Consider the following 18435-nt stretch of genomic DNA (forward strand, 5'->3'; position numbering starts at 1 on the left):
GGGGGGGTTGCGCCCGCCCCGGAACCGTACTCCAGGTTCCGCGCTCCCCCCCCCGGGGCAATGGCGCCCGGGAGCTGGGGGAACCGCGCGGGCGGGTGGGTGAGCGCGCTCACCGACCGGCGGACGTGCACGGCCTAGCGTCGTCCGTGACAGGAACGGACGCGTGGAAAGGGCCGGGCTCATGGTGTGGATCGGTGCTCTGGGGGCGGTGACCCTGGCGGGCGCGGCGGGCGGGTATCTGGGGCTGGTGACCGGGGCACTGCCGCTGGACTTGGACGTCGGGCGGCGCGCACGGCCGCTGGGACCGCAGACCGTCGACATCGCGGCGCCGCGTGAGGTGGTGTTCGACGTCATCGCCCAGCCGTATCTGGGACGGGCCACCCGAGCGATGCGCGAGAAGGTCACGGTGCTGGAACGGGGCAGCGACATGGTGCTCGCCGCCCATCGCACCCCGGTCGCGGGCGGGCGGCTGACGGCGACGACGGTGGAGACCGTGCGGTTCGCCCGGCCGGATCGCGTCGACTTCCGTCTGGTGCGCGGGCCGGTGCCCGCCGTCACCGAGTCGTTCACCCTCACCGGGCACGGGTCCGGCACCCGGCTGGTCTACGAGGGTGAACTCGCCACGGATCTGTGGCGGGCCGGGCAATGGTGGGGCGGCCTGGTCGCCCCACGGTGGGAGGCGACCGTCGCGGCCTCCCTGGGCACGGTCCGACGGGAGGCGGAGCGACGCTCGACTCTGCGCTGATCGGCCGGCCGTGGCGTGCTGCGGGCCGACGGAGGAGCAGGCGATCAGTGCGGTCCTGCGGCAGCGGGGCGAGGCCCCGCCGGGGTGCGGCAGGGGTGCCGGTCCGGACAGCGCCCATCCGGTGACCCGATCGGCGCGGGGGCGAACATCGCCTTCGCCCTCGGAGGTACCGGGTGCGCGGGCGGTGGTTCGGTGAGCGCGCTTACAGTTCTCGCCCCGGCCGGGAGCCTACGGTCGGACCATGGTGCTGAGGATCGTGCTCGGGACGGTGTACACGGCGATGGGCGTCGCCCAGCTCGCCTCCTTCGGGTACATGCCGCGGATCCTGTCCGCGTACGGACTGGTGGCCGGAGGCGCCGCGACCGTACTGGCCGTGGCCCTGATCGCGGGCGAGCTGGTGTGCGGGATCTGGTTCCTGGCACGCCCCCGCTCGAAGGCCCTGGCGCCGGTGTGGGTGTACACGGCCGTGTCGGCGGTGTGGACGGTGCTGGCCGTACAGGCGTACGCACGCGGCCTGGCGGTGGCCAACTGCGGCTGCTTCGGGATCCACCTCACCCAGCGGCTGGGCTGGTTCGTACTGCTCCAGGATGCCCTGACCCTGTTCTACGCCGGCTTGCTGTTCCGGTCCGCCCGCACCGCGCCCGCCTCCTCGCACCCCGGCCGGGAGGAGGTGAGGGGCGGAGCCGGCGCCCGGTGAGCGTTCCGGATCCCGGTGGCGCGGCGGTGGCCGCGGGTGCCGGCGCACCGGTCCTGGGCGGCGCTCCCGGCCGCCCCGGCCCCACCCGCCTCGCAGGCGGGCGAGCAACCCGATCGTGACCACCCCCGATGAGTGAAGGAAGCCCGCTGATGGAGGAGTTCCGCGTGGCCCAGGCGCCCGCGCCCCGGCGCAAGACGGACCGCGACGAGGTGTTCGTGGAGTTCACCAGGTCCATCTGCCCGCTGTGCAAGGCACCGGTCGATGCGCAGGTCAACATCCGTGAGAACAAGGTCTATCTGAGGAAGCGGTGCGGTGAGCACGGTGAGTTCGAGGCTCTGGTCTACGGGGACGCCGAGGAGTACCTGTCCTCGGCCCGGTTCAACAAGCCCGGCACCATCCCCCTCGCCTTCCAGACCGAGGTGAAGGACGGCTGCCCCAGCGACTGCGGGCTCTGCCCGGAGCACAAGCAGCACGCCTGCCTCGGGATCGTCGAGGTCAACACCGGCTGCAACCTGGACTGCCCGATCTGCTTCGCCGACTCCGGCCACCAGCCGGACGGCTACTCCATCACCCGTGAGCAGTGCGCCCGGATGCTCGACGCGTTCGTGGAGTCCGAGGGGGAGGCGGAGGTGGTGATGTTCTCCGGTGGCGAGCCCACCATCCACAAGAACATCCTCGACTTCATCGACCTGGCCCAGGCCCGCCCGATCAGGAACGTCAACCTCAACACCAACGGCATCCGCCTGGCCACCGACAAGAACTTCGTCGCCGAACTCGGCAGGCGCAACCGGGTGCCGGGCAGGTCGGTGAACGTCTATCTGCAGTTCGACGGCTTCGACGAGCGCACCCACCTGGAGATCCGGGGTCGTGACCTGCGTACCTTCAAACAGCGGGCCCTGGACAACTGCGCCGGTGCGGGCCTGACCGTCACGCTCGTCGCCGCCGTCGAGCGTGGGCTGAACGAGCACGAACTCGGGCCGATCATCGAGTACGGCATCGACCATCCCGCCGTACGGTCCGTGGCCTTCCAGCCGGTCACCCACTCCGGCCGGCACGTGGAGTTCGACCCGCTGAACCGGCTCACGAACCCCGACGTCATCCGCCTCATCAACGCCCAGCGACCGGACTGGTTCCGGAAGGGCGACTTCTTCCCCGTGCCCTGCTGCTTCCCGACCTGCCGCTCCATCACCTATCTGCTGGTCGACGGCGAACCGGGCAACCGGACGGTCGTCCCCATCCCGCGGCTGCTCAACGTCGAGGACCACCTCGACTACGTCACCAACCGGGTCATGCCCGACACCGGGATCCGCAAGGCCCTGGAGAAGCTGTGGTCGGCCTCCGCGTTCATGGGCGCCTCCACGACCGAGGAGGAACTGCGGGCCACCGCGGAGGCCCTGGACTGCTCCGGCGGCTCCGGTGCCGAGGGCTACGGGGGAGCCTGCGGCATCGACCTCCCCGAGGTGGTGAAAAACCTCGACGACAAGGCGTTCATGGTGGTCGTGCAGGACTTCCAGGACCCCTACACCCTCAACGTCAAGCAGCTGATGAAGTGCTGCGTCGAGGAGATCACCCCCGACGGACGCCTCATCCCCTTCTGCGCCTACAACTCGGTCGGCTACCGCGAACAGGTCCGCGCGCAGATGTCCGGCGTCCCCGTCGCCCCGGTCGCGCCGAACGCCCTGCCGCTCGCCGAACGCCTCACCACGACGCCGTACGGCTCCAAGACCGCGACCACCCCCGGCGCAGAAGGGACGCTCCCGTCATGACCCAGCCACCCACCGGTGAGGAACTGAAGGCGTGCTGCGCCGCCGCGTACTCCTCCGACGTCGTCGCCCTGCTCCTCGGCGAGTCGTACCATCCCGGCGGCACCACCCTGACCCGCGGCCTCGCCGACGGCCTCGGCCTGACCCCGCGGGCACGGGTTCTCGATGTCGCCTCCGGCCGCGGCACCACCGCCCTGCTGCTCGCCGACGCCTACGGCGCCGACGTCGACGGCGTGGACTACGCGCCGGCGAACACCGCCCTCGCCCAGGGCGCCGCCCAGGCAGCGGGCCTGGCCGACCGGGCACGGTTCACCACGGGGGACGCCGAGCACCTGCCGTACCCCGACGGCGTCTTCGACGCCGTGGTGTGCGAGTGCGCCCTGTGCACCTTCCCCGACAAGACACGCGCGGCGACCGAGTTCGCTCGAGTCCTGCGGCCCGGCGGCCGCCTCGGCATCACGGACGTCACGGTCGACCCCGACCGGCTTCCGCCCGAGCTCACCGGGCTCGGCGCCCGGATCGCCTGCATCGCCGACGCCCGGCCGCTCGAGGACTACACCGGGATCCTGGCCGGCGCGGGACTGCGCACGCTCCGTAGCGAGCGCGCCGACCAGGCGATGGTGCGGATGATCGACCAGATCGAGGCCCGGCTGAACCTGCTGCGCATGACCGCGCCGGCTCGCCTCGCTGCCGCGGGCGTCGATCCGGACTCAGCCGCTGCCGTCCTGGGAGCCGCCCGTTCGGCAGTCGCGGACGGTGTTCTCGGCTATGCACTGCTGATCGCCGAACGCACGCCGCGGTAGCGGGCGGGACGGCAGCGCCGCGACCGCCTCGTCCGCCCGTCCGGCGGCTCACTTGCCGTTGAAGGCCCTGGGGGTCCCCGACGAGCGACGCGCGCACCTCGCGCCCCGTCGTCCGATGCCTCGTTCCCCCGGTGACAGTGCCATGCACACGCCCCGGGCGAGCGACGGCAACCGGACTCCACCGGGCTACCGGCGCGTAGGTAAGGGCGGTCACATACCTGCCCCCACCACCCTGTCTAGCGTCGACGGCGAGAGCAGAAGAACCACCCGACGGATGGGACGATCATCATGACCACGGCAGCACACACCTCCCCCAAGATCGCCTCGATCCCCGTGCACGCCGTTTGGGGAGCCGCGGCCGGCCTCGTCGGCGGCGTCGGCATGGGCGTCTGGATGTCGGTCTCACGGCCCGTCATGGACACCGCGATGATCACGATGGTGGCCGGACTGCTGGGCTCCACCAACGCCTTCGTCGGCTGGCTGATCCACCTGACCATCGCGGTGTTCGCCGGCGTACTCTTCGGCATCGTGCTCGGCTCCCTCGCGCAGCGCCTCGCGCCCGCGCTCGTCCTCGGCCCGGCCTACGGCGCGGTGTGGTGGGCCGTCGGCGCGCTGTGGATCATGCCCGCCAACATGGGCATGCCCGTCTTCGAATGGAACGGCGTCACGGCCTCCAGCCTCGGCGCCCACCTCGTCTTCGGGCTGCTCGCCGGCGTGACGTTCGCGTCCGTCGCCCAGGCGATGGACAGGCGCACCGGCCCGGCCCGATGAACCCCGAGGCCCCCGACCCCGCCGCCCCACCACCGGGCGCGGCGCCGCGCCGCACAGGCCCGGTCGACGGCGCCGTGCCCTACTGTCTGGCAAGCAGCGCCGAGGCGCTGGCCGGCCCGGCACGGGGCGCTGCACGACCACCGTGGGCCCCTGGACGACGCGAGGAGACACACACGATGACCGACGCCGCGGCGGAACACGAGGACGGGGAGCGGACCTGGTGCCTGGCCGAGGTCGACATCTTCTGCGACCTGTCCGAGCAGGAGATGGAAGCCATCGCCGCCGCGGCACCGATGAAGACCTACCACGCGGGCGAGATCCTCTACTCGCCCACCCAGCCCTCCGAGGTGCTGTTCATCCTCAAGGAAGGCCGGGTCCGCGTGTTCAGGGTCTCGTCCGACGGCCGTGCCCTGACCACCGCGATCATCTCGCCGGGCACCATCTTCGGCGAGATGGTCCTGCTCGGACAGCACATGTACGACAACTACGCCGAGGCCCTCGACGACACCGTCGTGTGCGTGATGAGCCGCGCGGACGTCCACAGGCTGCTGCTGGCCGATGCCCGGATCGCCGCCCGGATCACCGCGATCCTCGGCCGCCGACTGGCCGACCTCGAGCAACGCCTGTCCGACAGCGTGTTCAAGACCGTCGCCCAGCGCATCGCCACCACCCTGACCACGCTGACCAGCGCCCAGCCCCCGGCCGGCCCGCTGCGTCCGGTCGGACGCCACCCGCAGATCGCCCTCACCCACGAACAACTCGCCGCCCTCGCCGGCACCTCCCGAGAAACCTGCACCAAAGTGCTGCGCGACTACGCCGACCACGGTCTGCTCCGCCTGGCCCGCGGGCGCATCACCGTCCTCGACCCCGAACGACTGAAGGACGCCGCCGGCTGACGTCACCGATTCCGTACGGCCCCGGTCCGCTGCCCGCCCGAGCCGCCACCACTGCCATCGCCTTCGGCCTGTTCAGCACCGCCGCCGGGGCACGGCTCCTCGCGGGCCGTCAACTGCCCACCCCGGCCCCGAAGCTCCGTCGCACCCCCTGTCACCCGCCGCGCGGCCCCATGGCACTGTTCGGCGTGGCGTACGCCACCGCCTCCCTCGGCTGCACCATCGCCCCCCTTTCTCGCCGTCCTCGTCTCCGCCTCGCGCAGCCCCTCCGCTTCCGCCGTCGGCCGACGGACCGTCGTGCAGGCGGCGCCGCGGCCGGCCACGGCGAGCAGGCACCGGCCGATGACGGCCCGGGGCGCGGCCCGGCCGGGATCCTGACCGGCACGGTCGAGGCGCAGGCCAGGGACGCTGCACGGCAGGAGGCGGCCGGGCCTGCGGTGGTCGTCCGCCGGCCATCTCGCGTCCGGCGCCTTCCGTGTACCCGAAACCTGTTCTAGTTTGCAGACATGTGGATGACGTGGACACGTCGAACACTGGTCGGTTTGGGCCTCGCGGCCGCGTTGACACTGGGCGCGCCGCCCGGCGTGCAAGCGCACGAGGAGCGTGAAGTCGCGTTCCCCGACGGCTCGGGCAGCGTTCCCGCGTACCGGGAGGGCGAACCCGACCTCCTCGTCTGCAAGACCGACAAGGCGGCCTTCGAGCGGCGTGTGTCCCGGTTCCCCGATGCACTGCGCGAACGGAACCTCCGGCTCTGGGAGAGGTGTCTGGGCGAGGGATTCCGGCATCTGCAGCAGGCGGTGGACGCCGTCGACAGGCCCGGCATGAGCATCGCCGTCCTGCCCGGCCGCTACGAGGAAGAGCCCTCCCAGCCGGAGCCCAAGGGGGACTGCGCCCGGCTCGACGCCCGCGAATCGGCCCTGGGATACCAGATCCTGTCCTTCGCACAGCAGAAGCAGTGCCCCCACAACCAGAATCTCGTGGCCGTCCTCGGCAAGCGGGACCTGCAGATCGAGGGGACGGGTGCGGGCCCGCTCGACGTGGTCGTGGACGCCGGCTACCGCAAGCTCAACGCGATCCGGGCCGACGGCTCCGACGGAATCTACTTCCGCAACTTCACCGCCCAGCGCACCACCTTCAACTCACTGTACGTGCTCGGTGTCGACGGGTTCGTCATCGACCGGGTGCTCACCCGCTGGAACGACGAGTACGGCTTCCTCACCTTCGCGAGCGACCACGGGCTGTACCGCGACTGCGAGTCGTACGGAAACGGCGACTCGGGGATCTACCCGGGCAGCGCGTCGGACATCAACAGCGGGCGCGGCCACGACGTGCCGCGCTACTCCATCGAGATCACCGGCTGCCGCAGTCACCACAACCTGCTCGGTTACTCGGGGACCGCGGGCGATTCGGTGTGGGCCCACGACAACGAGTTCGACCACAACATGGCCGGCGCGTCGATGGACAGTGTGTTTCCGGGCCATCCGGGCCTCCCCCAGAACCACGCCAGGTTCGAACGCAACCTCATCCACGACAACAACCAGGACTACTACCGGTACGTCAGGGACGGCACGTGCGCCAGGCCTCCCGCCGAACGCGGCTACGAACAGGGCGTCGTGTGCCCGCAGACCTCGGTCCCGCCCGGGACCGGGGTGATCGTCGCCGGTGGCAACTGGAACGTGTTCGAGGGCAACTGGATCTACGGACACCAGCGCACCGCCTTCCACCTCAACGCCGTTCCCGCCTTTCTGCGCGGCGAGGAGGCCTGGTCCCGTCAGACCGACACCTCGCACCACAACCGGTTCCGTGACAACCACTTGGGCAGGGCGCGGAGCGGCGAGTCCAGACCCAACCGGACGGACGTCTGGTGGGACGGCCAGGGCACGGACAACTGCTGGCAGGACACGGGGGACAGCACCCCGCGAACCCTGCCCCGGTGCCGGAACGACGCCGGGGCCCTCCTCGGCGGATCGCACCGGATCGTGGGTGAACCCATGAAGGTCGTCCAACTGCTGGTCTGCTCCGACTACAGCGTTCAGGCGCGACGCCTGCCGGCGGGCTGCGACTGGTACGGAGCCCGGGGCTTCGCCCGTGTCGAGGTGCAGCTCGCGCTCGGCGTCGCCGTCGTGCTCGCGGTGGTGGGAGGGTTCCTGTGGTGGCGCAGACTGCGCGGGAACCGCCTGGTCACCGTAGCCACCGCGCTCGGCGCGGCGGGGCTCGCCCTCGACGTCGCGAGCGAGACGACGGCGCTCGCCCCGACCGTGGCCGGTCCCCTGGCACTCCTGCTGATCGGGGTCTGGCTGACCGCCACGGGTCTGGCGCTGCGGCACAGCAGCCGCGCCTTCGGGATGACGACCGTGGCGCTGGGTCTTCTGACACTGCTGGACGCCTTCGAGCGCGCCTTCGTGATGATTCCGTGGACTCCCCTCGGTCCGGCGTGGCTGCGCGGTCTGCTGGGACTCGTATGGGTCCTGTGGGCGGTGGCCGCCTCCGCGCGCCCCGGTGACGGGGACCGGTCCGCCTCCCCGTCCGCGGACGACCCGGCCCGGGTCTCCCCGTGAGGGCCGGGCGTGCACATCGCGTCCCGGGAACGGCCGCGATGATCTGGGCGGCGGCCGCGACCTTCGCCCTGGGTTCGGCCTGTACGGAGCGGCCCACCACCCATCACGGCCCCGGAACGAGCCACGACGTCGCCGCAGACGATGCCGGAACGCTCCTGGGCACCCCGGGCACGGGCCACCACGAACGGCTTCGACAGGTGCCCGCAGCGGAAGCTCCGACCGTCTCCCTGACCGTCCGGTCGGACACGGACGACGGATGGAACGTCCGCATCGACACGGGGCGCTTCCGCTTCAGCCCCGACAGCGTGGGCGGTGCGGCCGTCCTGGGCAGCGGGCACGCCCACCTCTTCGCGGACGGCAAGAAGGTCGCACGCGCGTACGGCCGCTGGCACCATCTGTCGGCGGACGACGTACCTCCCGGCACCAGGACGCTCTCCGTTCGGCTCTACGCGGACGACCACACGGCGTGGGCCGTCGGCGGGGTGCCCGTTCAGGACACCGCACGCCTGCCCGGGCCCGCTCCCGACGAGCGTCCGGTCGGGGAACAGCCGGACAGAACGGCAGACTTCACCATCACCGCGGGCGCCGTCAGCCCGGACCCGGACCGGATCGAGCTGAGAAGGGGCGACCTGCTGGCCATCCGTGTCACCAGCGACACCGACGACGAACTGCATGTGCACGGTGTGAACCGCACGGCGGAGGTCGAGGCCGGCCGCACCACCACACTCCGGGTCGTCCTCGACCGTTCGGGACTGTTCGAGGTGGAGCTGCACCGGTCCGGTCTGGTGCTGGCGCAGCTGGCCGTCCGGTGAGCGGTTCGACCGGCCTCGCCCACGGCGTCGGCGCCGGGCACGACCTTCCGATCCCCGCCTTCCACGCCTACGCGGGAGCGTTCGCCGCCCTGCTCGTCTCCTTCCTCGCGCTGGGACTTCTCTGGCCCCGCTCGCGCTTCCGGGGCGACCGCGCCGGCCGTCCCCTGCCGGCCCGCCTGCAGCGCTGGGCGAGGGCGCCCGCCCTCCGTGCCGGCCTGCGCGCGCTGGGGCTCGCCGCCGCCGCCACGGTCCTCCTCCACCTCCTGCTCGGCCCGGACGATCCCGAACGCAATCCGGCCCCCGGGGCGGTCTACGTCCTGCTCTGGGTGGGCCTGCTCCCCGCCTCGCTCCTGCTCGGACCGGTGTGGCGGCTCCTCAACCCACTGCGCACGCTGCACGCACTGGGCTGCCGGGTGGTTCACCGCCCCCCGGCGGAGCCGTTCCGCAGGCTCCCGCAGCGACTCGGCTACCGGCCCGCGGCAGCCGGGCTGCTCGCTTTCACCTGGCTCGAACTCGCCTCTCCCGCCCCCGCCTCGACCACCGCCCTGCTCGCCTTTCTGCTCGTCTACGCGTCCGTGCACCTGGCGGGCGCCGCGGTCTTCGGCAGCGACTGGTTCGACCGGTGCGACGCGTTCGAGGCCTACTCCGGACTCCTCGCGCGGCTGGCCCCGATCGGCCGCCGGACGGACGGGCAGCTCGTCGTCCGGAGCCCGCTGCACGGTCTCGACGGCACTCCCCCGGCACCGGGGCTCGTGGCCGTCATGTGCGTCCTGCTCGGCAGCACGGCCTACGACGGGGTGTCCGACACACCGTCATGGATCACCACACTGCAGACCTCGCCACTGGGCCGCACCACCACGGCCACGCTCGGGCTGCTGGCCTGCACGGCCGCCGTCGCCGCCCTCTACGTCGTCGGTGCCGGTGCGGCCCGCCTCATGGCCGGGCCCGTGCGCCGACCGCTCACCACCTTCGCCCACTCCCTGCTGCCGATCGCCATCGGTTATCTGGTCGCCCACTACTGCTCGCTCCTCGCCGTCGAGGGGCCGCGCACCGTACTGACCGCGATGGGTTCCGACCCGGCCGACCTGCCCGGGCCGGAACCTCCGCTCAGCCCCGGGGGCCTTGCCACCCTGCAGGTGGTCTCGGTGGTCACCGGACATGTCCTGGGCGTCGTCGCCGCACACGACAGATCGGTACGCGTCCACCCTCCGGACCGGGCGCCGGCGGGGGAGGTCCCACTCCTGGTTCTGATGATCGTGTACACGCTCGCAGGCATCGGGCTGCTCATCAGCTGACCGGGAGATCCCGGCGAAGGCCCGCCCGCCACGAATCCCGCCGGGGCCGTCTCCCGCGCCCGGACGGGTCTCCGCTACCGCGGAAGCAGCCGCCCGGTACCGGGCGGTCGACGAGTGCACGTCGGCCCGGCGCGCTGAAGGCTCCCGTCGGACGGTCCGGCCCCGTCGGGACGGGGCCGGACCGGGCGCGGTCAGGCGATGAAGTCCCGCACCTTCGTGTAGTTCCCGTGGTCGTCGTTCATGCTGTTGTGGGACTTGCAGCCCACCGACGTGTTGACCGCTCCGCTCAGCTTCGCCGACTCGTCCGGGTTGATGGCGGCGTCGCAAGTGGACCAGAGGGTGGCGTAGTCGACGGCGCCGGGTGTTTCGTCGTCGGCGTTGAGGCTCTTCAGGAAGCTGCTCCCGATGACCATTTCCTTGCACGAGGTGTAGAAGGAGCAGAACAGGGTGACGTCCGTCCCGTGGTTCACTCCGGCGACCGAGACGAAGTCGTCGACGTACGAGGTTCCGCCGTGGGACTTGAGGTACCAGCGGGAGCTCAGCGCGCCCATCGAGTGGACGACGATGTCGACCTTCTCGGCGCCCGTGGCGGCGAGGACCTGCTGCACCTTCACCGCCAACTGCGACGCCGTGGTCTTGTTGGACTGCTTCCAGTCGTAGGACCAGGTGTGCAGCTCCGATGCCGCGTACCCGTCCGCCTTGAACTTGCCGACCCAGTCGTTCCACGTGGCGGCCGAGCTGCTGAGGCCGTGAACGAACAGGACCGGGTTGCGCGTCGCCGCATGTGCGGGGGGTACGACGACGAGTGGCGCCAGAACCGCAGCGGTTGCTGCGGCGAGCATTGCGGTGCGTCTCATGTGTGACTCCGATGTCTGGCCATGCCTGGTCCGCGTTCGACCTCGGGCATGGGTAGGAGGTGAAGTCACCGGCCGGTGGCACCGCGGAATCTGACACAGCATCACCGGTTACCGCAAGGTAACTGCACATGACTTTTCGCCCGGGAGGCGAACGCGGTGCCCTGGCGTCAACCACTGGGGACGCCGGTCAGTTACCGATCACGCCTGGTGGTGCCGGCGGCGCAGCTCCCGAGGACTGGTCCCGAAACGCTGCCGGAAGGCGGTGCTCAGGGCGCTCGCCGAGGAGAAGCCCATGGCGCACGCGAGTTCACTGATCGTCATGTGCGCGTACTCGGCACGCTGCAGGCGGTCGCGGACCACACGCAGGCGCTCCTCGCGGATCACTTCGCGCGGCGTGGTTCCGGCTCGCTGCAGGGCCAGTTGGATCTGGCGGAGCGACCAGCCGAGCGCTCGCGCCATGGACGTCCCCGTGAGTCCCGGATCGGCGGCGTGGTCCCGTGCGTAGCGGCGCACGACGGCCTCGACCTCGGCCAGGTGGCCGGGAACGTCCGGGCGGTCGTCACCGGCGGCGAGCATGCACAGCAGCTCGACCGCGCGGTCCGTGACGGCGTTGAACTGCGCGGCGTCGAGGTGCGCGCGCTCGTCGTGCAGGCCGACCACCATGCCGTACAGGACACGTCCCAGACCTGTGGACAGGTCCACCCCGGTGGACAGGGGGGACTTCCGGTTGAGCGGGCCGTCGATCTCGCAGGCGGGTATGGACAGGATGACGCCCCTCAGCATCGAGTCGTGCCGCAGCGCGAAGGGGGCGTCCAACGGCACCAGCACTCCCGAGCCCGGGGTCAGCCGGACCTGCCGGTCGTCCAGCCGGAGCGACAGCTCCCCCTCGACCGGGAACACGAACCGGTAGTCCGGAGCGGGTGCCTGGCGCACCAGCCGGGGTGTCCGGACGTACTCGACCCGATCGCTTCGCCAGGTGATGAGGTCGTAGGTGTCGCTTCGCTGGCTGGTCATCTCGCCGCTGAAGCAGTCCGGTCGGGCATAGCGGAAGTCCAGCCGGGTGTGGTGGAAGTCGACTCGCTCGCTCCACGAGTCGGCCCGTTCCCTCGGCTCGACGTGCGCCGTCGTCTCTTCGACCAGACTGTACGTTCTCCCACGCAAAGCGCCCCTCCGCCGTCACGCGTCCCTGTCCGTGCCGAAGGCCGATCCGACGCTCCAGCGGCCGTCCGCGCGGGCATCGTAGTGCAGACGGCCGGATCGGGTCCCCATGGTGACCGCAGTGCGGACAGCAGGGACGAACCACGGCAGCCGACCTCCTCGGGGGACCTCTGCGCCTGACGGCAACTTCTCTGCGCGTGAGGTGTAGTACGCGCCCCCGACCGGAACTAACGTCAGGCGCTCCCGCAGGGTTCAAGCCGTCTTGAGGACTTCATGACTGAACGGATACCGGACGCGGTGCTGTGGTGCCTGGCCGTCGGCCTGCTCGCCCTCACCGTGCTCCTGGTACGGCAGCGCGGGATCAGCGCGCTGCAGAGAAGGCGGAACGAGGAGCTGGCGGACGGCCTGCGAACCCGGGAAGAGGAGCTCCGCCACCTGATCACCGTGCGGCTGCCGGCCCTGGAGGAGTCGGCGGGCCAGTCGGTACCCGGCGTCGGACTCCTCGACAGCCGGCTGGCGGAGACCGAGTTCGCGAAGTGCCTGGACGGCGTTCTGGAACGGTTCGCCGAGGCCGTGGAGAACGCTCAGGCCCGGGCCGACCGGTCGGCGAAGGCGGCGCTGAAGACCTCGATGCGCTCGATCCAGGCCCTGGCCAACGAACAGCAGGTGGCCATCTCGGAGATGCAGGACCGCCACGACCATCCCGACGTCCTGCGGGACCTCCTGGAAGTCGACCACGCGAACGCCCAGTTCGGCCGCCGCGCCCAGGCCATCGCCGTGCTGTGCGGGTCCTGGCCGGGGCGGCAGCGGACGGCGTCCGGGCTGGTCGAGGTGGTGCGCGGAGCCACGTCACGCATCCGTGACTACCGGCGGATCCGGATCCGCGGTGACGTCGACATCGCCGTCGAGAGCCGGGCCGTGGAGCCCGTGGTCCTGGCCGTCGCGGAGCTGCTCGACAACGCGGCGCGCCACTCGCAACCCACCACCCAGGTCGAGGTGGGCCTCCAGGCAGTCCACAACGGCGCCTGCGTGGTGATCGACGACGCGGGAGTCGGCATGGACGCGCAGGCCTCGGAGAAGGCCGCGGTGCTGCTGTCCGGCAAGCGCACGGTGGACGTCACCCGGCTCGAGGACCCTCCGCAGTTCGGCTTCGCGGTCATCGGGGTCCTCGCCCGTAGGTACGGGTTCAGCGTCCGCGTGGACACCCAGTCCCCGTACGGGGGCGTACGCGCGGTCGTGTTCCTCCCGAGCGTCCTGCTCACGCGTCCGGAGGACTCCGACGGGCTTCCCGAGACGCCCGCGGCTGCGGCCCGGGAGGCGTCCGGGCCGGCCAGGGCCCCCGAGCCGGCGGCCCCTTCGGCGACGACCGCGGGGGGACTGCCGAAGCGCCGCCGCCGCTCCGCACAGCAGCCGGCGACGGCGCAGCAGGCGCCGGACCCCGCCGAGGAGGCCGACACCCGGTCCGCCGAGGAGACCGCCAGGCGGATCGGTGCGTTCGCACGCGGCACTCTGCACGGCCGTGCCCCCCAGGCCGCCGACCACGAACACGAAGGGAACAACCGAGGATGATCGAGCCCAGGAACAGCGATGTGGGCTGGATGCTCGATGAGGTCCTGAAGGTGCCCGAGGCCCTGCACGCGATCCTGCTCTCGGCGGACGGCATGCTCCGGGCCCACTCCGCGGACATCGGCAGGGACGACGCCGAGCGGCTGGCGGCCGGACTCTCCGGACTGCAGTCCATCAGCCGCAGTACGGCCGAGTTCTGCGGACACGACGACAGCCCGTGGCGGCAGACCCTCATCGAGTTCGCCCACGGCTATGTGTTCCTCGTCGCCGCCGGCGAGGGCGCCTACCTCGCGGTCTCCACGACGGAGAACGTGGACATGGAGGCGGTCACGTACCGCATGCACAAACTGGTCGACCGGCTCGGCAAGGAGATGACCAGTCCGGCTCGCCACGGAACCGGCATTCGGGCATGACTCCACCCAGGAGCCGCCCCGGCGGAAGGCTGGTACGGCCCTACGTGGTCACGGAGGGCCGCGCTCACCCGAGCCGCGACACCCTGGACCTCGTCACCCTCCTGATCGCCTCCGTGGGGCCGTCCCTCGCCGGTCTGGGGCCCGAGAAGCGACGTATCGCGGAACTCTGCAGACCGGGGGCACTGTCGGTGGCGGAGGTGGCGGGACATCTGTCGCTGCCGGTCAGCGTCACGAGGGTACTGGTGGCCGACCTCCTGGACAGCGGACACATCGTCACCCTCGCGCCGGTCCCGGCCGCCCTGCCGTCCGATGCCCGAATCCTGCAGGAGGTGCTCGATGGGCTCCGCGCCCGCCTCTGAGTCCGAAGACGTCTATCTCCGCCCGGGCGTGCAAACCGCGGTCAAGATCCTTGTGGTCGGCCACTTCGCGGTCGGCAAGACCACCTTCGTGGGCACCTTGTCCGAGATCCGTCCGCTGCGCACCGAGGAGGTGATGACCGAAGCAGGCGCCCTGGTCGACGACCTCGAGGGCACCCATGACAAGACGACCACCACGGTGGCCCTCGACTTCGGCCGCCTCACGCTCAGCGACGCCCTTGTGCTGTACCTCTTCGGCACCCCCGGTCAGCAGCGGTTCACCGAGCTCTGGCGTGACATGACCCGGGGCGCGCTCGGCGCCCTCGTCCTCGCGGACACCCGCCGCCTTCAGCACTCGTTCGACGTCATGGGCGTCCTGGAGGAACTCGGCCTGCCCTACGCGGTGGCCCTCAACGAGTTCGACGGCGCACCCCGGTATGCGCTGAACGAGGTGCGGGAGGCCCTCGATCTGCTCCCGGAAACCCCCCTCGTCCGCTGTGACGCCCGCGACCGCGATTCCTCGACCCGGGCACTGGTCTCCCTCGTCGAGCACCTGCTGACCCGCACGAGCGAACTGGAGCACGCATGACCCCTCGATCGACACCCGGCCCCGAGTCCGGCTGCCCCCGCCACGAACTGCTGTACGGGCCCGGCTTCGCAGCCGATCCGGCGGCCGCCTACCGGCGCATGCGGAAGGCCGGACCGGCCGCCCCGGTCGAGCTGTCGCCCGGGGTGCGGGCCACCCTGGTCACCGGGTACGACGCCGCACTCCACGTGCTGCGCAGTCCCGAGACGTTCTCGAAGGACTCCCGCCGCTGGCGCGACATGGCCGACGGCACCGTGCCCGCGGACAGCCCGGTCGCGCCGATGATGGCCTACCGGCCGAACGCCCTGCTGACCGACGGGCCCGAACACCGGCGGCTGCGCGAGGCGATCACGGACAGCCTGGGTGGCGTGGAGCCCAGCGCCCTGCGCGGCTACGTCGGACAGAGTGCCGATACGCTCATCGACCGCATCGCCCCGGACGGCGAGGCGGATCTGCTGGCCGCGTACGCCCGGCCCCTGCCGCTTCTGGTGCTCAACCAGCTCTTCGGCTGTCCGCCCGAGTACGGCGAGCGGCTGGTCCAGGGGATGGCCGGCATCTTCGAGCTCGTCGACGCCGAGAAGGCGAACGAGCTCCTCACCCGAACCGTGGGCGACCTGATCGCGCTCAAACGCGAGACTCCGGGGAAGGACGTGACCTCCCGCCTCATCGCCCATCCCGCGCGGCTGACGGACGAGGAACTCGTCCACACCCTGGTGCTGCTCATAGGTGCCGGCACCGAGCCGGAGCAGAACCTGATCGCGAACAGCCTGCGCCTGCTGCTGTCGGACGACCGCTTCGCGGGCAGCCTGTCGGGCGGCAGTCTGCCCGTGGAGGACGCCCTCGACGAAGTGCTGTGGACCGACCCGCCCATGGCGAACTACGCAGTCCACTTCCCCGTGCACGACGTCGTGTACGAGGGGACGCTGCTCAGGGAGGGCCATCCCGTCGTCATCAGCTTCGCGGCGGCGAACACCGACCCTGCCCTGGTGGTCGATCAGCGCACGGGCAACCGCGCCCATCTGGCGTGGAGCGCCGGCCCGCATTCCTGTCCCGCTCAGGGGGCGGCCCGGCTGATCGCCGCCGTGGCCATCGAGAAGCTCCTCGACCGGCTGCCCGACATGGAACTCGCCGTTCCCGTCCGGGATCTCGAGTGGCGGCAGGGCCCCTTCCACCGCGCGCTCGCCGCTCTGCCCGTGCGCTTCCAGCCCGTCGCCGTCACCCGCTCCGAAGAGGATGAGCGGCCTGCGGGTGACGGCGGGTCCAGGGGGCCGGGCGGGCACACCCCCGCACCGCCCGGAGGGTGCCCGAGCACGCCGGTGACCACGGCGCCCAAGAGCGGCTGGGCCCGGCTGCTGGCCTGGTGGCGCGGAGAGTGATCAGGTCAGGCGGACGGGGAGGGAGCGGTGGCCGTTGGAGATGAACGACTCCACGGGCAGCAGTTCCTCCGAGGGCACGGCGAGGGTGAGTCCGGGGAAACGCCCGAACAGCGCGGGAAGTGCGATGCGGGCCTCCAGGCGGCCGAGCGGGGCGCCGAGGCAGTGGTGCACCCCGTACCCGAACGCCAGATGGTCCTTGTCCACGCGGGTGACGTCGAAACGGTCGGCGTCCCTCCCGTACCGCTCGGGGTCGCGGCCCGCAGCGGCGTAGGCGGCGAGGATCGCCTCTCCCGCCCGGATCACCGTCCCCTCCGGGCCTCCGAGTTCACCGAGTTCGATGTCCTCCACGGCGTACCGCAACGGCAGACTGGCCACCGGCGCGTCCGCACGCAGGGTCTCTTCGACGGCGTCGTCCCACGTGGCCCGTCCCTCGCGGATGTGTGCGAGCTGCTCGGGGTGGGCCAGCAGGGCGTGCACGGCGTTGTCGATGAGATTGACCGTGGTCTCGTGACCGGCACCGATCATGAGCACCAGGGTGTCGAGCAGTTCCTGCTCGCTGAGCCGGGAACTGCTCCCGCCGTCGCGGGCCGCGAGGAGGCTGGTGGTCAGGTCGTCACCCGGCGATTTCCGCTTGGCCTCGACGAGTTCCCCCATCACGGCGTAGAGACGCGCGTGGTTGGCGGTGACCTCGTCGGGCTCTGCGGAGGTGTGGAAGAGGCTGTCCACGATCTCCCGCAGGTCGACGGCCCTGTCGGAGGGCAGACCGAACAGCTCACTGATCACCTGGATCGGCAGCGGGTAGCAGAACTCCTCGCGCAGATCGACCACCCCGTCGTGCCTCGCCACCTCGGCGACGCGGTCGAGCAGCTTGCCGGTGATCTGCTCGATGCGCGGCCTCAACGCGGCCGTGCGCCGCGCGGTGAAGGCGCTGGAGACCAGGGTCCGCAAGCGCCTGTGCTCGGTGCCGTAGGCGGTGAACATGTTCTGCACGGCGACCCAGACGAACAGCGGCCAGTCCGGGGATATCTGTCCGTTGATCCAGAGCGGCCAGTGCCGGCGCGGGTCCTTGGACACCCGGGCGTCGGTGAGCAGCCGCTTGAGGAGTTCGGGACTGCTGACCGCGAACGCTCCCACGGCATCAGGAAGTTCGACCCTCGTCACCGGCCCTCTCGCGCGCATCCGAGAGCCTTCACCGTGGATGTCCCGGCCCGCCGGGTCCATCGCCATCGGGCACTGATCTGACATGGGACGCCCCTCCGGTACTCGACTGTGAACACGTTCGGTGATGCTACTTCCGCGTAGCGAAGTCACTCCCGCTCCGCTCTCGGCATGCGCACTGCGGCAACTTCCCTGCGCACAGTGGAAATCGCCCGGCGGGCTCGCGCGGCGCCCCGACGGCGACCGGCAGAGGACGGGGCAGCGCATCCGCGTACGCCGAACGCCGATGTCCGTCCAGGTGGTCCGGGCCCCGAATGCAGGCCTGCGGCCCTCGCCGGTGAGCCGGAGGCCGATGTGCGCGGCGGTGCCCACGATCATCGGCACCGGCACCGGCACCGGACGCGAACATGTGCTCGGCGGGCGTCCGGGCACCGAGGCCCGGTTCCGTCGTCGGAGCCGAGGCCGAGGCGAATGAACTCCCGCGCGACCGGCCGGGCCTACGCGGAGGCGGTGAGACGGGCACGCCACAGATCGCGGATCAGCGCGATCTCCGCCATGTGGTGGCTGAGTTCGAGATTGCCCCCGCCAACACGCCGACGAACGGATCGCCCCTTCGCAGACGCGTTTC

The 18435-nt window shown here is 71.3% G+C and carries 17 protein-coding genes and 1 pseudogene; 14 read left to right on the plus strand and 4 right to left on the minus strand.

The features are described 5' to 3' along the window. The first annotated feature begins 163 nt into the window (after positions 1-163). From AB0J10_RS03285 to AB0J10_RS03325, 9 genes are all read left to right on the plus strand, one after another. The gene (locus AB0J10_RS03285; protein WP_363057259.1) at positions 164-745 is read left to right on the plus strand and encodes an SRPBCC family protein; all 582 of its coding nucleotides are present in this window, start codon (positions 164-166) and stop codon (positions 743-745) included. 241 nt (positions 746-986) lie between these two features. Further along, positions 987-1442, plus strand: coding sequence for a MauE/DoxX family redox-associated membrane protein (locus AB0J10_RS03290; RefSeq protein WP_363057261.1), 456 nt, complete (start codon positions 987-989; stop codon positions 1440-1442). Between the two features lie 149 nt (positions 1443-1591). Next, positions 1592-3208: a radical SAM protein gene (locus AB0J10_RS03295; protein WP_363057263.1), complete on the plus strand. Its 1617-nt coding sequence runs from the start codon at positions 1592-1594 to the stop codon at positions 3206-3208. Next, positions 3205-4008 carry a methyltransferase domain-containing protein gene (locus tag AB0J10_RS03300; protein WP_363057265.1) on the plus strand — a complete coding sequence of 268 codons (804 nt, stop codon included), beginning with the start codon at positions 3205-3207 and terminating at the stop codon, positions 4006-4008. The genes AB0J10_RS03295 and AB0J10_RS03300 overlap by 4 nt, the downstream gene beginning before the upstream one ends. Positions 4009-4296: 288 nt before the next feature. Then, positions 4297-4779 carry a hypothetical protein gene (locus AB0J10_RS03305; RefSeq protein ID WP_363057267.1) on the plus strand — a complete coding sequence of 161 codons (483 nt, stop codon included), beginning with the start codon at positions 4297-4299 and terminating at the stop codon, positions 4777-4779. A 176-nt stretch (positions 4780-4955) separates the two neighbouring features. Beyond that, a complete protein-coding gene (locus AB0J10_RS03310; protein WP_363057269.1) occupies positions 4956-5675 on the plus strand; it encodes a Crp/Fnr family transcriptional regulator in 720 nt (239 codons plus the stop codon). 509 nt (positions 5676-6184) lie between these two features. Then, entirely contained in the window at positions 6185-8230 is a 2046-nt protein-coding gene (locus AB0J10_RS03315; protein ID WP_363057271.1) for a right-handed parallel beta-helix repeat-containing protein, read from the plus strand. A gap of 38 nt (positions 8231-8268) precedes the next feature. After that, positions 8269-9042, plus strand: coding sequence for a hypothetical protein (locus tag AB0J10_RS03320; RefSeq protein WP_363057273.1), 774 nt, complete (start codon positions 8269-8271; stop codon positions 9040-9042). Further along, positions 9039-10337 (plus strand): hypothetical protein, encoded by a 1299-nt coding sequence (locus AB0J10_RS03325; RefSeq protein ID WP_363057275.1) that lies wholly within the window; start codon positions 9039-9041, stop codon positions 10335-10337. The genes AB0J10_RS03320 and AB0J10_RS03325 overlap by 4 nt, the downstream gene beginning before the upstream one ends. Before the next feature lie 191 nt (positions 10338-10528). Here AB0J10_RS03325 and AB0J10_RS03330 read toward each other — a convergent pair whose 3' ends face one another. Then, positions 10529-11194, minus strand: a complete 666-nt coding sequence (locus AB0J10_RS03330) for an alpha/beta fold hydrolase (RefSeq protein ID WP_363057277.1) — start codon at positions 11192-11194, stop codon at positions 10529-10531. A gap of 198 nt (positions 11195-11392) precedes the next feature. Next, positions 11393-12355, minus strand: a complete 963-nt coding sequence (locus AB0J10_RS03335) for a helix-turn-helix transcriptional regulator (protein WP_363057279.1) — start codon at positions 12353-12355, stop codon at positions 11393-11395. A 270-nt stretch (positions 12356-12625) separates the two neighbouring features. On the opposite strand from AB0J10_RS03335, the gene AB0J10_RS03340 reads away from it, so the two are divergent. From AB0J10_RS03340 to AB0J10_RS03360, 5 genes are read left to right on the plus strand one after another with little or no spacing between them, the layout of a single operon-like run. Continuing rightward, positions 12626-13921 carry an ATP-binding protein gene (locus AB0J10_RS03340; RefSeq protein ID WP_363057281.1) on the plus strand — a complete coding sequence of 432 codons (1296 nt, stop codon included), beginning with the start codon at positions 12626-12628 and terminating at the stop codon, positions 13919-13921. Further along, positions 13918-14331, plus strand: a complete 414-nt coding sequence (locus AB0J10_RS03345; protein WP_283295927.1) for a roadblock/LC7 domain-containing protein — start codon at positions 13918-13920, stop codon at positions 14329-14331. Before AB0J10_RS03340 ends, AB0J10_RS03345 begins: the two co-directional genes overlap by 4 nt. Further along, positions 14328-14690 (plus strand): DUF742 domain-containing protein, encoded by a 363-nt coding sequence (locus AB0J10_RS03350; RefSeq protein ID WP_363057283.1) that lies wholly within the window; start codon positions 14328-14330, stop codon positions 14688-14690. The genes AB0J10_RS03345 and AB0J10_RS03350 overlap by 4 nt, the downstream gene beginning before the upstream one ends. Then, the gene (locus tag AB0J10_RS03355) at positions 14668-15276 is read left to right on the plus strand and encodes an ATP/GTP-binding protein (RefSeq protein ID WP_363057285.1); all 609 of its coding nucleotides are present in this window, start codon (positions 14668-14670) and stop codon (positions 15274-15276) included. Before AB0J10_RS03350 ends, AB0J10_RS03355 begins: the two co-directional genes overlap by 23 nt. Next, positions 15273-16649: a cytochrome P450 gene (locus AB0J10_RS03360; RefSeq protein WP_363057287.1), complete on the plus strand. Its 1377-nt coding sequence runs from the start codon at positions 15273-15275 to the stop codon at positions 16647-16649. Before AB0J10_RS03355 ends, AB0J10_RS03360 begins: the two co-directional genes overlap by 4 nt. Here the strand turns inward: AB0J10_RS03360 and AB0J10_RS03365 are convergent, their stop codons facing one another. Together AB0J10_RS03365 and AB0J10_RS03370 are read right to left on the minus strand one after the other, a co-directional pair. Further along, the gene (locus tag AB0J10_RS03365) at positions 16650-17828 is read right to left on the minus strand and encodes a cytochrome P450 (protein ID WP_363057289.1); all 1179 of its coding nucleotides are present in this window, start codon (positions 17826-17828) and stop codon (positions 16650-16652) included. It abuts the gene before it with no gap. Positions 17829-18304: 476 nt separating this feature from the next. Then, positions 18305-18414 (minus strand): annotated as a pseudogene (locus AB0J10_RS03370) (DinB family protein); the annotation flags it as partial. Positions 18415-18435: the final 21 nt, after the last annotated feature.

The organism is Streptomyces sp. NPDC049887, assembly GCF_040656535.1.
GTDB lineage: Bacteria > Actinomycetota > Actinomycetes > Streptomycetales > Streptomycetaceae > Streptomyces.

What these genes read in the sequence shown, in the direction of transcription:
- AB0J10_RS03290 (WP_363057261.1), top strand. Translation starts at nt 987, where the DNA reads ATGGTGCTGAGGATCGTGCTCGGGACGGTGTACACGGCGATGGGCGTC.
- AB0J10_RS03295 (WP_363057263.1), top strand. Translation starts at nt 1,592, where the DNA reads ATGGAGGAGTTCCGCGTGGCCCAGGCGCCCGCGCCCCGGCGCAAGACG.
- AB0J10_RS03300 (WP_363057265.1), top strand. Translation starts at nt 3,205, where the DNA reads ATGACCCAGCCACCCACCGGTGAGGAACTGAAGGCGTGCTGCGCCGCC.
- AB0J10_RS03305 (WP_363057267.1), top strand. Translation starts at nt 4,297, where the DNA reads ATGACCACGGCAGCACACACCTCCCCCAAGATCGCCTCGATCCCCGTG.
- AB0J10_RS03310 (WP_363057269.1), top strand. Translation starts at nt 4,956, where the DNA reads ATGACCGACGCCGCGGCGGAACACGAGGACGGGGAGCGGACCTGGTGC.
- AB0J10_RS03315 (WP_363057271.1), top strand. Translation starts at nt 6,185, where the DNA reads ATGACGTGGACACGTCGAACACTGGTCGGTTTGGGCCTCGCGGCCGCG.
- AB0J10_RS03320 (WP_363057273.1), top strand. Translation starts at nt 8,269, where the DNA reads ATGATCTGGGCGGCGGCCGCGACCTTCGCCCTGGGTTCGGCCTGTACG.
- AB0J10_RS03330 (WP_363057277.1), bottom strand. Translation starts at nt 11,194, where the DNA reads ATGAGACGCACCGCAATGCTCGCCGCAGCAACCGCTGCGGTTCTGGCG.
- AB0J10_RS03340 (WP_363057281.1), top strand. Translation starts at nt 12,626, where the DNA reads ATGACTGAACGGATACCGGACGCGGTGCTGTGGTGCCTGGCCGTCGGC.
- AB0J10_RS03345 (WP_283295927.1), top strand. Translation starts at nt 13,918, where the DNA reads ATGATCGAGCCCAGGAACAGCGATGTGGGCTGGATGCTCGATGAGGTC.
- AB0J10_RS03350 (WP_363057283.1), top strand. Translation starts at nt 14,328, where the DNA reads ATGACTCCACCCAGGAGCCGCCCCGGCGGAAGGCTGGTACGGCCCTAC.
- AB0J10_RS03355 (WP_363057285.1), top strand. Translation starts at nt 14,668, where the DNA reads ATGGGCTCCGCGCCCGCCTCTGAGTCCGAAGACGTCTATCTCCGCCCG.
- AB0J10_RS03360 (WP_363057287.1), top strand. Translation starts at nt 15,273, where the DNA reads ATGACCCCTCGATCGACACCCGGCCCCGAGTCCGGCTGCCCCCGCCAC.
- AB0J10_RS03365 (WP_363057289.1), bottom strand. Translation starts at nt 17,828, where the DNA reads ATGCGCGCGAGAGGGCCGGTGACGAGGGTCGAACTTCCTGATGCCGTG.